Source organism: Brevibacillus sp. RS1.1, from assembly GCF_013284365.1.
Taxonomy (GTDB): Bacteria; Bacillota; Bacilli; order Brevibacillales; family Brevibacillaceae; genus Brevibacillus; species Brevibacillus brevis_D.
In genome coordinates, this window is sequence record NZ_JABSVA010000002.1 from 752,056 (window position 1) to 766,914 (window position 14,859).

Annotated in this window: 11 protein-coding genes; 4 read left to right on the forward strand and 7 right to left on the reverse strand. The window is 48.7% G+C overall.

Going from position 1 to position 14,859, the window contains the following annotated elements:
- Positions 1-77 precede the first annotated feature (77 nt).
- The 3 genes from HP570_RS09070 to HP570_RS09080 all read right to left on the reverse strand — a co-directional run bounded on the left by HP570_RS09070 (position 78) and on the right by HP570_RS09080 (position 5,696).
- Positions 78-749 carry a FadR/GntR family transcriptional regulator gene (locus HP570_RS09070; protein ID WP_012685105.1) on the reverse strand — a complete coding sequence of 224 codons (672 nt, stop codon included), beginning with the start codon at positions 747-749 and terminating at the stop codon, positions 78-80.
- 105 nt (positions 750-854) lie between these two features.
- On the reverse strand, positions 855-2,099 hold the full coding sequence (gene ystJ, locus HP570_RS09075; RefSeq protein ID WP_012685104.1) for an NADP-dependent malic enzyme: 1,245 nt from the start codon (positions 2,097-2,099) through the stop codon (positions 855-857).
- 168 nt (positions 2,100-2,267) lie between these two features.
- Positions 2,268-5,696, reverse strand: a complete 3,429-nt coding sequence (locus HP570_RS09080; protein ID WP_173625515.1) for a DNA polymerase III subunit alpha — start codon at positions 5,694-5,696, stop codon at positions 2,268-2,270.
- Positions 5,697-5,865: 169 nt separating this feature from the next.
- On the opposite strand from HP570_RS09080, the gene HP570_RS09085 reads away from it, so the two are divergent.
- Positions 5,866-6,177 (forward strand): YtpI family protein, encoded by a 312-nt coding sequence (locus HP570_RS09085; RefSeq protein ID WP_012685102.1) that lies wholly within the window; start codon positions 5,866-5,868, stop codon positions 6,175-6,177.
- A gap of 219 nt (positions 6,178-6,396) precedes the next feature.
- On the opposite strand, the gene HP570_RS09090 is transcribed toward HP570_RS09085, so the two are convergent.
- Together HP570_RS09090 and HP570_RS09095 are read right to left on the reverse strand one after the other, a co-directional pair.
- On the reverse strand, positions 6,397-7,026 hold the full coding sequence (locus HP570_RS09090; protein ID WP_064202471.1) for a DUF2087 domain-containing protein: 630 nt from the start codon (positions 7,024-7,026) through the stop codon (positions 6,397-6,399).
- Positions 7,027-7,222: 196 nt separating this feature from the next.
- On the reverse strand, positions 7,223-8,080 hold the full coding sequence (locus tag HP570_RS09095; protein ID WP_173625516.1) for a helix-turn-helix domain-containing protein: 858 nt from the start codon (positions 8,078-8,080) through the stop codon (positions 7,223-7,225).
- A gap of 124 nt (positions 8,081-8,204) precedes the next feature.
- Here HP570_RS09095 and HP570_RS09100 point away from each other — a divergent pair, with 124 nt between their 5' ends.
- Entirely contained in the window at positions 8,205-9,494 is a 1,290-nt protein-coding gene (locus tag HP570_RS09100) for an MFS transporter (protein ID WP_173625517.1), read from the forward strand.
- A 48-nt stretch (positions 9,495-9,542) separates the two neighbouring features.
- On the opposite strand, the gene HP570_RS09105 is transcribed toward HP570_RS09100, so the two are convergent.
- Positions 9,543-10,853 carry a DRTGG domain-containing protein gene (locus HP570_RS09105; protein ID WP_012685098.1) on the reverse strand — a complete coding sequence of 437 codons (1,311 nt, stop codon included), beginning with the start codon at positions 10,851-10,853 and terminating at the stop codon, positions 9,543-9,545.
- A gap of 214 nt (positions 10,854-11,067) precedes the next feature.
- Positions 11,068-12,225, reverse strand: a complete 1,158-nt coding sequence (locus HP570_RS09110; protein WP_173625518.1) for a DUF445 domain-containing protein — start codon at positions 12,223-12,225, stop codon at positions 11,068-11,070.
- A 91-nt stretch (positions 12,226-12,316) separates the two neighbouring features.
- On the opposite strand from HP570_RS09110, the gene HP570_RS09115 reads away from it, so the two are divergent.
- Both HP570_RS09115 and HP570_RS09120 read left to right on the forward strand, forming a co-directional pair.
- Positions 12,317-13,762, forward strand: a complete 1,446-nt coding sequence (locus tag HP570_RS09115) for a YheC/YheD family endospore coat-associated protein (RefSeq protein WP_012685096.1) — start codon at positions 12,317-12,319, stop codon at positions 13,760-13,762.
- A gap of 5 nt (positions 13,763-13,767) precedes the next feature.
- Positions 13,768-14,856, forward strand: a complete 1,089-nt coding sequence (locus tag HP570_RS09120) for a YheC/YheD family endospore coat-associated protein (protein ID WP_012685095.1) — start codon at positions 13,768-13,770, stop codon at positions 14,854-14,856.
- The last annotated feature ends 3 nt before the right edge of the window (positions 14,857-14,859 follow it).

The following is a 14,859-nucleotide window of genomic DNA, read 5'->3' on the forward strand; positions in this document are numbered from 1 at the left end:
GCTTCCTCCTCAATCGTCCAATACAGGTCTGCATCATCATATCACAGCGCCAGCGCCCCTCGCAAATTAGGGGAAAACTATAGCTTACTGTTCTCCAAATGCTTTTTCATTCTCTCTAATGCCACGTTTACATCGCCTTCGCGAATGGCTTCCATAATCTGTCGATGCTCTACGAGTGCTGCACTCGCTCTACCTTCGCGCGACAGTGATTCAATACGAATACTGTTGCTGTACTCAACCAAAGGCGTCCAGATGCGATGCAGAATCGAGTTACGGCTGGAGCGACATATGACACGATGAAACTGATAGTCTTCCTCCGCAGGTACCTCGCCTCTTGCTACTCTTTCCTCTGCAATGGCCAGGATGCGTTCCATTTCATCAAAATGCTTGTCAGTCGCCCGTCTACAGGCTAGGCGGACAGCATCCAGCTCTAGCATTCGCCGCATTTCGATCAAGTCCTTCTTGGTTTTCGTATCCCGTAGGATAAAAAAGCCAAGAATATCGATCAGCCGATTGTGTCGGTAATGCTTGAGGAAGGTGCCTTCCCCGCGACGCGTCTCAATGAGTCCGAGCAGCTCCAGAGCCCGAAGAGCCTCGCGTACAGAGGAACGTCCTGCTCCCAGTTGCTCGGACAGCTCCCGCTCAGACGGCAGCTTGTCCCCGGGCCGCAAGTTTTGCTCCTGAATGATTTCATGAAGTTGCAGGAGAATTCCTTCGTAAACCTTTCGATCTTGAGAAGAGTCGAGCACGATTTTCCTCCTTACTCGTACCTTCAACGAGGAGCACCCTCCACGTTTGTAAAATACCTACGTTTTTTCGCGGAGGGTGTCATCGGTGCCTCGATAAAGAGTATTTTACGCTTCTTGGTAAGAGATAGCTGTCAATTTCATCGTTTTTTGTTTTACTTCTTCCGGATCAACTGTGATGCGAGCAACACCCGTTTCCATCGCTGCTTTTGCTACTGCCGCAGCTACGTTTGGCGCTACACGTGGATCGAATGCGGAAGGAATTACTTTATCCGCAGTAAGCTCCTCTGGCGTGATCAGGTCTGCGATTGCATATACAGCAGCCAGCTTCATTTCTTCGTTGATCTCCGTTGCACGTACATCTAGAGCGCCACGGAAGATTCCCGGGAATGCCAGTACGTTGTTTACTTGGTTCGGGAAGTCGGAACGGCCTGTACCGATTACTGCCGCACCTGCTTCTTTTGCCTCTTGCGGCATGATTTCTGGTACTGGGTTTGCCATAGCGAAAATGATTGGATCGCGGTTCATCGAACGAACCATGTCCTGTGTAACAGCACCAGCTACGGATACACCGACGAATACGTCAGCGCCCTTCATGGCATCAGCCAGGTCACCTTGCAGCATGCTGCGATTTGTAATTTTTGCCATTTGTTCCTTCACTGGGTTCATACCGAATGGACGGCCTTCGTACACGATCCCTTTTGTATCAACCATGATCACTTCTTTCACGCCCATGGAGATCAAAAGCTTCATGATCGCGATACCAGCTGCACCTGCACCATTCGCTACTACGCGGATATCTTCCAGCTTTTTGTCAACCACGCGCAGTGCATTGATCAGACCTGCAGCTGTAACGATCGCTGTACCGTGTTGGTCATCGTGGAAAATCGGGATGTTTGTTTCGCGCTTCAAACGCTCTTCGATTTCGAAGCATGCAGGAGCTGCGATGTCTTCCAAGTTTACGCCACCAAAAGTAGGCTCGAGCAGTTTTACTGTCTCTACGATTTTATCTACATCTGTTGTATTCAAGCAGATCGGGAATGCATCTACGCCTGCGAAGGATTTGAACAAAACTGCTTTCCCTTCCATAACCGGCATTGCTGCTTCTGGTCCAATGTTTCCGAGACCCAGTACAGCAGTACCGTCGCTGACTACTGCAACCAGATTGCCTTTCATCGTGTAATCGTAGACTTTGGACTTGTCATCAAAGATATCTTTGCAAGGTTCAGCAACCCCTGGAGAATAGGCAAGACTCAGATCGTAAGCATTGCGAACGGGTACCTTGGTCACTGCCTCCAATTTTCCTTGATGTTTTCTGTGAAGCTCCAGTGCTTCTTCTCTCAGGTTGGACATGAGATCCCACTCCATTTCACGATAATAGTTTCTATGATGGCTTGTAGGCAGTAAAAATGCCTGGGTTATTCCAAGTGGTCTGACCACTCATTGAGTTATGCTCTCAATATAATAAAAATCTGTTCTCCTGTAAACCTGCCGAAAACGGCGAAAAAGGGAGGACATTCCTCATCCTCCCCAATTTATAGGCATTTCTTTCCGAATTACGCTGTCAGGCCCCACAATTTCTCGCGCTTGCTCCAAAAATGACTCATCTACGTCTACCCAATTTGCTTCTGGCAGGCGAATTGTCTGTCTTTTTCCTTCGTAGAAAAGGATAACGGGAATCGTTCCTTTTTTTTCGACAAACAAGCGTGAAAGTTTTTGCAGCGTCGAATCGTGCTCTTGCTCTGCCGATATTTTGACAAACAATACAGTCTCAGACTTCGGCTGCGGCAGCGTTTGTGCATCCCAGACACGAGAAGCCAAGAGCTTGACCATGTCTTCCTGGTGATCGACTCGGGCTTCTGCCACGATGATTTGTTCGCGCTCGAGCAGTGGCGCATACTTCGCATACACCTGCGGGAAAACGACCAGCTCTACTGGTGCCGTTTTGTCCTCTAGCGTAATAAATGCCATCGGGTCCCCTTTTTTCGTTTGGATGCGTTTGGCTTCCGTTATCATTCCAAATACTTTTACCGTCTTGTCGCGCGGCACATCCCCCAACGAAGAGATCACTGTTACTTCCGGGCGACTTGCGACATGGGCAAACTGATCAAGTGGGTGACCGGAGATGTATACCCCGATCAAATCCCGCTCCTCTTTTAATTGCTGCGTATGTGAGAGTGGCGGTACCTCGGGATATTCTGCTGGTTCCCGCAAAGGTGCCGCATCTTCTTCTCCCGCAAAAAGATTGAGCTGGTTGGCGTCACGCTCGATTCTCTTGCTGTTTGCCTTCCCTACCGCTTCATCCAGCAATAGCAAAAGCTGATTGCGATGTCCTGGCAACGAGTCCAACGCGCCGCATAAAGTGAGCGACTCTACTACCCTGCGATTGACTAACCGTGCATCCACACGCGCACAAAAATCGAAGACGTCACGATACGGTCTGCCTTTGCGCTCTTTCACGATCGATTCAATGGCACCGTAGCCGACGTTTTTCACTGCGGCCAAACCAAATCGAATCGCATCCTGCTCCACTGTGAAGTAGGCCAAGCTCTTATTCACGTCAGGTCCGAGTACGGTAAGCTGCAGTCGCCGCGCTTCCTCCGTGTATTCGGCAATTCTCGTTTGGCTACCAATGGACAAAGAGAGCAGCGCTGCCATGAACGCAAGTGGATAAGTTGCTTTCAAATAAGCCATCTGATAGGCGATGATTGCATAAGCAACCGAGTGGGCTTTGTTGAAGCCGTAATCGGCAAAGCGCACGATCAAATCGTAAACTTGATTGCCCAGCTCATCTCCGTACCCTTGCCGGACACAACCAGCCACGAACTTCTCCCGCTGCTCCGCCAATAGCTCCCGTTTCTTTTTCCCGACCGCTCGGCGTAGAATATCTGCCTCACCAAGACTGAAGCCTGCCAGTGTCGAGGAAATCTGCATGATTTGCTCCTGATAAATCATAAAGCCGTGTGTCTCCCGCAAAATCGGCTCGAGAACAGGATGAGCGTACTGTACTTTGCTAGTCCCGTGTTTGGCGGCGATATACTGCGGGATGATCTCCATCGGCCCCGGACGATACAATGCGAGAACCGCAATAATGTCATCAAGGCTGCTCGGCTTCAAATCTCGCAGCACATTGCGCATCCCAGAGGATTCCAGTTGAAAAATGCCGGTTGTCTCCCCACGGGAGAGCATACGAAACGTTTTCTCATCGTCTGTCGGCAACTTATCCAGATCAAGCGATATTCCCTGCTCCTGCAAATGACGCAACGTCTCCTGAATGATTGTCAAATTGCGCAAGCCGAGGAAGTCCATCTTCAACAGACCGACTTCTTCGAGAATTTCCATCGGATATTGAGTAAGCGCCAAGCCTTCATTGCCCGTCTGTAATGGGACGTAATTCGTCAGCGGTTCACGCGAAATGACGACACCCGCCGCATGTGTAGAGGCGTGACGCGGCAAACCTTCTACACCCCTTGCCGTTTCGATCAGTTGCGCTGCCTGTTTGTTTTCCGCGCATAGCTTGCCGATATCCGGGTTGATCTGCATGGCTCGTTCAATCGTCATGCCTGGAGATTGCGGAATCATTTTGGCAACGCGATCCACGATGCCCAAAGACAAGCCTAGCGCTCGCCCAACATCACGCACCGCTGCACGAGCCGCCATCGTACCAAAGGTAATGATCTGGGCGACGCGATCATGACCGTACTTGCTCGCTACATAGTGAATAACTTCGTCACGGCGCTCTACAGAAAAATCGATATCAATATCGGGCATCGTCACCCGCTCCGGATTGAGAAAGCGTTCAAAGAGCAACTGAAAGCGAAGGGGATCGACATTCGTGATTTTCAAAACGTACGCGACCAGACTACCTGCCGCAGAACCTCGTCCAGGTCCAGTCGGTATCCCGTTTTCGTGAGCGTATCGCATGAAATCCCAAACAATCAGGAAGTAATCGGTGAAGCCCGTCCCTGTAATGATCGCCAGCTCGTGATCCAGACGCGCTTGTGCCTCTGGCGTAATCTCGCCGTATCGCTCCAGGCAGCCTTTTTCACACAGTTCACGCAAATACTGCGTCGAATCTTGTCCCTCTGCCAAGGGAAATTCCGGCAAAATATGCGCGCCAAAGGTAAGGTCCAGCTTGCACCTGTCTGCAACAGCTACCGTATTCGCTAACGCCTGTGGAGCAAAAGCAAAGAGCGCCGCCATTTCCTCAGCGCTTTTCAAATAGTACTGATCCGTCTCGTAACGAAAACGTTTTTCTTCGCCAATGGTCTTGCCTTCTTTGATCGCCAACAAGATATCATGCTGCTGGTGATCCTCTCTGTGGATGAAGTGAACGTTGTTGGTCGCAATCAGCGGAATCCCCGTCTCCTGGCTTAGTTTCACGAGACGAGTATTCAGCCTGCGCTCCACTTCCAATCCGTGATCAGCCAGTTCCAAATAAAAATGCTGTTCACCAAACATTCGCTGATACCGGAGGGCTGCTTCTTTGGCAGTGTCCGCTTCTCCAGCCAGTAACAGCTTGGCTACTTCCCCTTGCTGACAGCCGCTCAGTGCAATGAGGCCGTCCGTATGCTTTGCCAACACCTCTTTGTTGAGACGTGGAAGGATATAGTTGCCATCTGTATTCGCGATTGTTGCCAACCTCAGGAGATTGCGGTAACCCGTTTCATTTTCAGCGAGAACGATCAGATGACTAGGCGGCGGTGCATTTCGCACGCGATCTTGAAGATTCCCATCTATTACGTATAATTCCATCCCGATAATCGGTCGGATGCCTGCCTCCAGACAAGCTTTATAAAACGGGATTGCCCCGTACAAGTTGGCATGATCTGTCATTGCCAGTGCATGCATGCCCAATTCGCTGGCTCGCTTCACTAGCGTATCGATACGTGCTGCTCCATCCAGCAGACTATACTCCGTATGAACATGCAAATGGACAAAGGAGGTCATGATATTACCCCTCTCACTTTTCACGATTGAAACTTTCTCCCTTACATTATACCGGAAGTATAACGTATACGGATGATAAGAACAAACGTTCCTACCTGTATTTGACCGTTATCCCCTGATTTTGGTAGGATGGGTAATACCAGAATGGCTAGAAAGGATGAATCCATCTATGTGGTCTGCCTTTTACATGACCGGTGTTCTCGCCTCCCTAGTAGCCAGTGTCTACTATAGTATCCATGCGCGCAGGCGAGGCATCCATCCGCTTGAATCCCGTATGTTGCTGGGGAAAATGAATGTGTCATTGGGGATACTCGTCTCTTTGTTCGGTATCAATCAGTTTACTTTTGATTCTCTCGATACGCTCCGCATTGTCGTTGCGTTGATCATGCTGATTGTAGGGGTTATGAATTTATTTTTGGGAACTCGCAATTATTTCCGTTATCGTACGGCTTGGCAGGCAGAATTGAAAAAAGGGGTATAAAAAAAGGCATGGGAACAGCTTTACGTTCCGCATGCCTTTTTCATTTTTGGGAAAGGATGACTGGAAATACTTTTCCTCTATTCCCAGCCGTTTATCATACAAACTTGCTAGAGCTCTCGCTATAATGAGTTTGTGTGACATTCTATTGCTTCGACAACCTGAGCGGCAGTGCCGAAGGTTGTCCTTTTTTCTGTTCGAGTCAGGAGGAAACAATTCCCATTATTGCAGGTCTTCGGCTTTTGCCCACATTTCCTCTGGGTTCAGCTCGTAGATCCCCTCTTCCCGATACATATAATGATTCATAATGAATTCCCGGCGAATCGTTGCGTAATCCTCATGGAACTGACGGATATACTCATTGATCTCCGGTTCTTTGTACTTGCGCCCTTTTTCTAAACCGCGCACCATGTATTCAAAGACGATCAGCTTTTTCTTACGCTGGGACGGGATTTGTTTCAGCTTGCCATCTGGAGTAATGAAGCTGCGAATAACCTGCATTTTTTCGGCTGCCATCTGGTGCCTCCTCTGAACATGTAAGGTGTCTTCTGCAAATAACTCCTCTACTGACGTATCCTTTGCTTTTTCCATGACATTCACGATAGCCTGCGACTGTCGTTTTACATTGGCTTCATGCAGGTAAAAGTAAATGGTGTTTTTATCACGACGTTCGTAAACAACACCTGCTTCTCGAAGCTTTGCCATATGATGTGTGATGGTCGGAGGTGTCACGCCGAGCTTGCCTGCCAACGCCTGTCCATGTAGGGGGCCGTTTGCCAAAATTGCGAGAATGCGTACGCGCGTGGGGTCTCCGAGTGCTTTGTAAAAGGTGACGAGTTGGTCTAATTGCAAGTGGGACACTCCTTTCTTCGTTTACTCAATCTAATTAGATAATATCCTAATTAGATGATAAGTTACATTCCTTACCCTGTCAATTCATGGTTGACAAAGCTCCACGGAAAAGGGAAACCGCGTCCAAAGTAGTCATCCCAGTCGTGGTTGGCCCCATAGCCTCATCGCAATCCAACTTTTCGATATTTGTTCGCACCTACATGCTATTGCGGTAATCGAGCGGACTTACACTATATTTTTTTCTAAATGCCCTCTCAAATGTGCTTACACTGCCAAAGCCCACTTCAAAGGCGATGGCCGTAACGGCGAGCTTACTGTGTCGGAGCAACCAGGCCGCTCGGGTCACACGTTGATCTGTCACATATTGCGCCGGGGTGCGACCAATCTGCTCACGGAATAGACGAATCAGATGAAATTTGCTGATACCCGCAACCCCCGCCAGTGTATCCAGTGAACAATCTACGGTTACATCATCCTGAATGAAATCAGTCACCCTTTTCAGGACTGGATGGATCGATGCAGGGATGGCGGAATAAGGGGCTAGATGCTTGCCCCGCCATTTTTGCGTGTGCGATCCTTCCTGCACTGTTAACAACAAGGTGGCCAACTCCCATTCTAGCTGTTCAAGCGCAAGCTTTTCCACCTGCTGAGTAATCATTTGTGTACAGACTGTTTCCGCGATTCTTTGAAAACCATCCGTTTCATCCTCCGACCATGGGACAAATTCAATCGGTCCGCTAACAGCTTCCATTTTGTCAGCATAGACGCTCTCCAGAAGGCTTGGGCTGAGAAAGAAGAGCAACAACCGCATAGCCTCAGCTTCAGAAAAATGACGGTGCTGACACCCAGGTGATGCAACTAGACGCTGACGTCCTACCAACTTGCGAAATTGCTGTTCACATTGCACCAGCGGATTGCCCTGAAGCAACATGCTGATTTGAAAACAACAATCATGCTGATGTAGCTCATCAGAACCGCCTGCCTCTATCTGATAGATGGTAATAGCGCTATTCACATTCTTCAAGGATAACGGCTTGGTAATCTGGCTCATCATTCTCATCCCCACCTTCCGATGTCAATAATTGCTCATTCTAACAGCAAAATTTGCCGAGCTTTTTTTCCTGATCCCTCTACAATCAACCTATGTGTTTTGCCTAGAGCACTTGGAGGGATCAGCTATGAAATTTCATTTGTTTGCCAACCCGAATTTCTCATTGTTTTTGTTTCGCCATTCTACCAGCGAGTTTGGTACGATCTGCCTAAGCGTTGCCTTTGCCCTGTACATCCTGGCACTCACAGGATCAGCAGGAAAATTTGCTTCCATACTGGCGCTGGGGGTAATCCCGCAAATCCTGTTCGGTCCATTTGCAGGTGTATGGGCTGACCGACTGGACAAGCGAAAGCTGCTTTGCAGCATCGATCTCATTTACGGTATTTTTCTGCTTTCGCTGTTCTTTTTCTCGCTGTTTCAGCCCATCAAAGAGACGATAATTTATGTGGCCGTTCTATTTTTTTCTGTATGCAATCTACTGGCAGTTCCCGCGTATACTACACTCTTGCAGCATGTGGTGAAGAAAACAGAATTGACTGACGCTATCGCTCTGGATAGTACTATCGTGGAGAGCGTTCGTGTCCTCGCTCCACTCATTGGCACACTACTGTATACTATGAGCGGAATTGGAGCCGTCTTTTTACTAAACGCGATACTTTCCTTGAGCTCAGCAGCATCCACGTATTTCATGAGGCTTCCTTCGATTCCAAGAGCATCCAGTTCTTCTTCGATTATAAAGGAACTACAGGAAGGTTTACAGATTTTCACCACGGATCTTCGAATTAGTTCACTTGTACTAAACGGTCTATTTACCCATATCTTTCTCTTTCCTTTTGTCATGATTGGCTTCCCGTACATGATCAAACAGGTATTTGGTGGATCGGACATCGATTTCGGACTGGTCGAAAGTGCACAAACTATGGGCTCCGTCTGCTCGATTATTGGGGTGATCCTTTTAAAGAAACGCTTTTCCGTCTCCAATAGTATTGGTATCGGTCTGATCGGGATCGTTGCAGCGGTCTTTCCCCTCCTGCTCTTGGGCAGTAATTCTTTTTTACAGCACTTGCAAACCTCTCCGTTTGCCGTAGTCCTATTTTATTCATTGGTAAGCTATTTTCTGTTTTCCATGTTCAATATCTACGGTGTATTTTTCCGTACCTTCTATCAGCAAACCATCGAATCACATATGCTGGGACGATTTATTTCCGTCATGGTTATGCTGTTTGCTGTGGGTAGGCTGATCGGTTTTCAACTATACGGAGCGCTGTTTGACTCAATTGAATTGGTTTATGCAGTATTTGTTTTGGGCGTAGGCATGCTGGCTAAAATCTTCATTCACATCCCTTTTATGCGCATAGAAAAAAGGAGGCGCGCCTATTGCCCCAACTCAACGCAGAAAATGAATGACGGTTTATAATTGCTTACCAACTAAAAAAAGAACAGTCCCGAAGACTGTTCCTTTCTTTTATCGCTCAATAATTTGCGCAGTAATCATGGCCTGCCCCACGAGCTGATCGCCGTGGAATACGGATACTTCGACTTTTCCGAAGCGGCGGCTGATGTCTAATAGGCGCGGCTTTACTTCGATATGGCTTTCCATCTGGACTGGCTTTAGGAAATAGACGGTGATATTTTCCGGTACCATGTCCCCTCGACGATGGTGGCGCAACAGGTTACAAGCAGCCTCGACCATGACCGTCGTCATGATTCCGCTGGCAATCGTACCGAGATGGTTGGTCATTTGTGGGCTCACATCACCCAGATAGACCATCTCATCTGCCTGTCGCTCCTCCCTGAAATGGGACATGATCAGATTCGGAAACGTCTCACTCATCTGTGGTTGCTTCGCTGTAAATTGCAGCGCTTTTAACACGTCGTTGCGGCTCAAGACCCCTACGAGCTTGCGATGATTGTCTACGACAGGCAATAGCTCGATTCCTTCCCACACCATGGTGTGCGCAGATGACGCTACGGATACCCGCGGCGAGGTCGTAATCGGGTTCTTCGTCATGACCTTGTCGATTATGGCCGTCTCCTCATGACCGATGATGTCTTTGGAAGTAACAATCCCGATCAGGCGCATCTGCTCGTCAACAACGGGGAATCTCGTGTCCTGATACAACTCCGTATACTGATGCCACTTGGCAACAGAATCTGACGTCAATAAGACGGGCGTTTCTGCAAGCGGCTTCAAAATATCCTCTACCATTACGATTTCTTTTTTAATCAGGCGATCGTAAATGGCTCGGTTAATCATCGAAGCTACCGTAAAGGAGTCATAGCTGGAGGAGATGATTGGCAGCGCTAAGCGGTCAGCAAGCTGCTTGATTTCCTCGCTTGTATCGAATCCTCCGGTAATTAATACAGCAGCCCCTTGCTGCAAAGCGATTTTATGTGCCTGATAGCGGTTACCGACAATCAAGAGACTCCCGGCATCGATATAGCGCATCATGGCTTCGAGCTGCATGGCGCCTATTACAAATTTATTCAAGGTCTTGTGTAAGCCTTCACGTCCAGCCTGCACATGACCATCGACGATGTTCACAACCTCCGCAAAGGTCAAACGTTCAATATTTTCCTTCTGCTTCTTCTCGATTCTCACCGTACCGACACGCTCAATCGTGCTGACGTATCCTTGCGTTTCCGCTTCCTTGATCGCGCGGTATGCAGTCCCTTCACTCACATCCAGGTCTTTCGCGATCTGCCGCACGGAAATCTTCGAACCGATCGGAAGGCGATCAATATGTTGCAAGATTTGTTCATGCTTCGTTGCCATATTGCTATTCCCCCTTCCTTTTCTCCCACCCGTTCCATGTACGTGCGCTCCTTCGACCAATATACCCGAAGGCGGGGCAAAAAAAAAGGGTAGCTTTTTCGAAAGCTACCGACCAGAAAGTATATCATTAAGGGGGTTTTCATCGTGCTTTTATCATACCCAAGGAATATTACAGGATTATTACAACACAGTTACAGTTTCTTTTCAGTTTTGTTTAACTAACTAAATTTGCCAATATACCTTGGACAAGCCCAATAATCCCGCCAAGAATAAATCCAAGCACGGTGATCATGCGGAATTCCTTGCCTGAGATTCCGACTACCATCTCTTCAATTCTTTCAATCGGGAAACCCTCTACTTGCCGGGTAACAATATCCCGGATGGTCAGGCGCGAAAATATTCTCTCTATATTTTGTTGCAGCGTGTCCACCATCCACTTGGCCAAACGAGGAACGAGTTCCGTTGTCACCGTCTCAGAAATAGGCGCTGTCAAACGAGACAGAGGCTCGTCCACGATACGCAGGCTTTGCTCCTCCAGCTTGGCAAAAAGCTTTCGCGCCCAATCGTCCACTTGATCTCGCCCAATCCAGGCAACCACTTCGCCCACATTTTTGTCCAAGAGCTTGTCCGCTTCCTTATGCAAAAAGTAGTGCACGCGTTCCGAAAGCTCTCTGCTCTGCAAAAGCTCATCGAGATACGGGAGAATCTTGCCCAAAATCTTGTCATCCCCAAGAAACATCCCGACCAAGCCACCAAACATGCCTCCGCCTCCGCCGAGCAATCCGCGAACCATGTTTTGCAAGGTTTGCTGACCTTCCGGGGAATGCAAATATTCACGGAAACGTTTTAAGAGCAGTTCGCTCACACTGCCAAGTGCAGCATCCAGACGCTCGCGTCCGTTGTCCGTAACCAACTCTCGCAGTTTTTTCTCTTCATATTGTGCCAGAACCTGATCGACAAAGGTACCCCATTTCGCCTCGATAGGCGCGCGGACACCCTCACTCCACGTTCCGTCTTCCTTAAATAACTGTGGCATCACTGTGAGCAATGCTTGACGTAGACTACGCTCATCTGTCATCCAATCGCGAGCGATGGTGTTCATCCATCCTGTCAGTGTACTCTCCAAACCACTCTGGTTCAGCGCACGCTTGACCCCCTCTGTCGTCAGCAAATGTTCTTCAACGAGTCTGCCCATTTGTATCGCAATATCGTCCCGTCTTCTGGGGATCAATCCCGGAGTAAAAGGCACTTTCCACCTGCCTATATACCACGGTTTTACTGGTTTAAACAGCATTCGGATGGCTAACTCATTCGTCACTCCACCGATGACAGAGCCTACTGCAATGTTCACTAATACTATCCAAGCGTTCATAAATCCTAACAACCTCTCTTCTCTACATGGCACCAAACGTTTTGGATGCTCATACCATAGACTAACTTTGCCTGATGGGAAGGGGATACTCATGTCCTACGTTCCAACAATCGTTGTCGAAAACGAGATAATATCGGAAGTAGACCTTTACCTGCCCCAGGCGCACTTGCGCAAATGGAATCTTTCAACACCGTCCACCATTTCGGTCCAATTTGGGAACAAAACCGTTTCCGCACGCGTAGGCGGTTGGGAACGGGGAGGCAAAACCTCGGGCAAAACCTTCATTCGACCCTCTTTAGCTCAATCACTCTATCTACCCAAAGGCGTTCCACTCTTAGTTCGTTATGATACGAATCAGAAAACAATCGTTTTCGGACCGTATGTAGGTGTTCTTGTTTCAAACTACAATGCAGCATCCTCGCAAGGACCGTTTGGACACCTAAACAATTTCTTTCACGAGATGTCCGATATCACCCGTAAACGCGGAGGGATCCTTTGCGCATTTCGGCTTCAGGATGTCAACTGGGATGCAGGAACCGTGCGCGGCCTCGTTAGAAAAGGAGGCGTTTGGAGACAAACCTTACTTCCGCTTCCACAATGCATTTACAACCGACTCGTGTCCCGCCAACGCGAACGAAGTGAACAAATGGCCAACTGGGTTCAACGCTGCAAGGAAGCTTCCATTCCCTTTTTTAACGAGCGTTTTTTGAATAAGTGGCATGTGCACGCCGCTCTCGAGAATCAACCGACAGCCTCCGAGCATCTTCCCAGCATGGTTCGTTATTTGAATCAAGAAGACCTGCGACAAATGCTATCTACCTATCGCACGATTTATGCTAAACCAGCTAACGGCAGTATGGGACGCGGGATCATTCGAGTTCGCAGTTCACCCGGAGGATACCAGCTCGCGTTCCCCGGAGGATTCCGCAAATCATTTGCTAGCATTCAGGGCTTACATCAGTATTTGCAAAAAAGGACAAAAGGCACATCCTATTTGCTGCAGCAAGGGTTACCGTTAATCGGCATCCAAGGACGACCGACAGACTTTCGAGTATTGGTACAAAAAGACCGAAAAGGCGAATGGTCCGTCACTTCCATGGTCGCTCGCCTGGGATTAAACAGCATTGTTTCCAATATATCCAGAGGTGGGCAAATGATGACTCCCCTTCAGGCGCTGCGAGTATGTGGACCACGGGCGAGCACGATACGACCATCCCCTCAAACGTTACACACAGTAGCACTTAAGCTCGCGATCCTTTTAGAAGAATCACTGCCTGGGCATTACGGAGAATTCGGAATTGATTTGGGAGTCGATGTCCATGGACGGGTGTGGCTATTGGAGGTCAACAGTAAGCCATCCAAGTCAGCCAAAACAGTTCCGTTGCCTGAGGGTGCCGAAGAGCTGCCTCGGCGCGCTCGCCCTTCTGTCGTTCGCATGCTGGATTATTCCGCCTTTCTAAGTGGTTTTCCCCGGACCATTCAACCACAAAAGCCCATAAAAAGAAGACCGAAGCGCAACAATAACAGGCGAAGGTGACCTACATGACAGCATCCGAGAGAAGTCTTGGCATCATGGCCCGGTGCCAAGGCTCCCACTTTGTAGACAAAGGGTACTATAAAAAGCTTACGCTCTATGGACGCAAGCACGGCATACGTGTCTTCGTTTTTTCACCACGTCAGGTTAACTTTTCCACCCGTATGGTAAAAGGCTTCGAATATCGCAATGGGTCCTGGCACGCGAAAGAATTCCCAATCCCCGCCTTTATCTATGATCGTTGCTTTGTGGGCCCATCTTATCGCCACTATAAACCATTTGTGGAAAAGTTGCAAAACGATCGCAACATTACGTTTTTGGGGCATGGTCTGTCTGGAAAATGGCAGGTGCACCAGATGCTCGCTAAGTCTCCTCTTCTCGCCCCGCTGCTACCACCTACTGAAATATTCTCATATCCTGTGCTTCAGGCAACCCTGGAAAAATACGGGGCAGCCATCATCAAACCAATGGCGGGAACTCACGGTATTGGCGTCGTGAGAATCAAAGAAGTGCGCAGTGGCTATGAAGCTTCTGGACGAAACCGGGACAATCAACCTTTCACCAGGCGAATTCGTGACACTGCCGGATTAAAAAGTTTTGTGTCTGTCTTTACAGCTGGCCGCAAGTTCCTGGTACAGCCCTATTTGGAGTTGCATACCCCGGATGGTACCCCATTTGATGTCCGTGTTCTGGTTCAAAAAAACGGACTAGGTAAATGGGCGACAACTGGCAAAGCTGTGCGCCTGGGAGACAAACGCAGCATCACCTCCAATTTGCACGGAGGAGGGAAAGCAACACCTCTGGCCTCTTTCCTGCCCCTTCACTTCAAATCCGCAAAAGCGGCACGCATCGAGCAATCAATCAACCGAGTGGCGGAAGAACTTCCCCGTTTTTTGGAAGAGTCGCACGGCAGACTCGTTGAGCTGGGAATCGATATTGGCATCGACACCGCAGGTAATGTTTGGATCATCGAGGTAAACAGCAGACCAGGGCGAACAGTTTTTCGAATGATTGACGACCCAACTGCACAACTACATTCGATTACTCAGCCTGTTCGCTACGCCCACTATCTCATGAAAGAGCGTGTAGGAGGTTAAAGC

Bases quoted from the DNA above. Each gene is read 5' to 3' on its own strand.
- ystJ (WP_012685104.1), bottom strand. From the start codon at position 2,099: ATGTCCAACCTGAGAGAAGAAGCACTGGAGCTTCACAGAAAACATCAA.
- HP570_RS09080 (WP_173625515.1), bottom strand. From the start codon at position 5,696: ATGACCTCCTTTGTCCATTTGCATGTTCATACGGAGTATAGTCTGCTG.
- HP570_RS09085 (WP_012685102.1), top strand. From the start codon at position 5,866: ATGTGGTCTGCCTTTTACATGACCGGTGTTCTCGCCTCCCTAGTAGCC.
- HP570_RS09095 (WP_173625516.1), bottom strand. From the start codon at position 8,080: ATGATGAGCCAGATTACCAAGCCGTTATCCTTGAAGAATGTGAATAGC.
- HP570_RS09100 (WP_173625517.1), top strand. From the start codon at position 8,205: ATGAAATTTCATTTGTTTGCCAACCCGAATTTCTCATTGTTTTTGTTT.
- HP570_RS09105 (WP_012685098.1), bottom strand. From the start codon at position 10,853: ATGGCAACGAAGCATGAACAAATCTTGCAACATATTGATCGCCTTCCG.
- HP570_RS09110 (WP_173625518.1), bottom strand. From the start codon at position 12,225: ATGAACGCTTGGATAGTATTAGTGAACATTGCAGTAGGCTCTGTCATC.
- HP570_RS09115 (WP_012685096.1), top strand. From the start codon at position 12,317: ATGTCCTACGTTCCAACAATCGTTGTCGAAAACGAGATAATATCGGAA.
- HP570_RS09120 (WP_012685095.1), top strand. From the start codon at position 13,768: ATGACAGCATCCGAGAGAAGTCTTGGCATCATGGCCCGGTGCCAAGGC.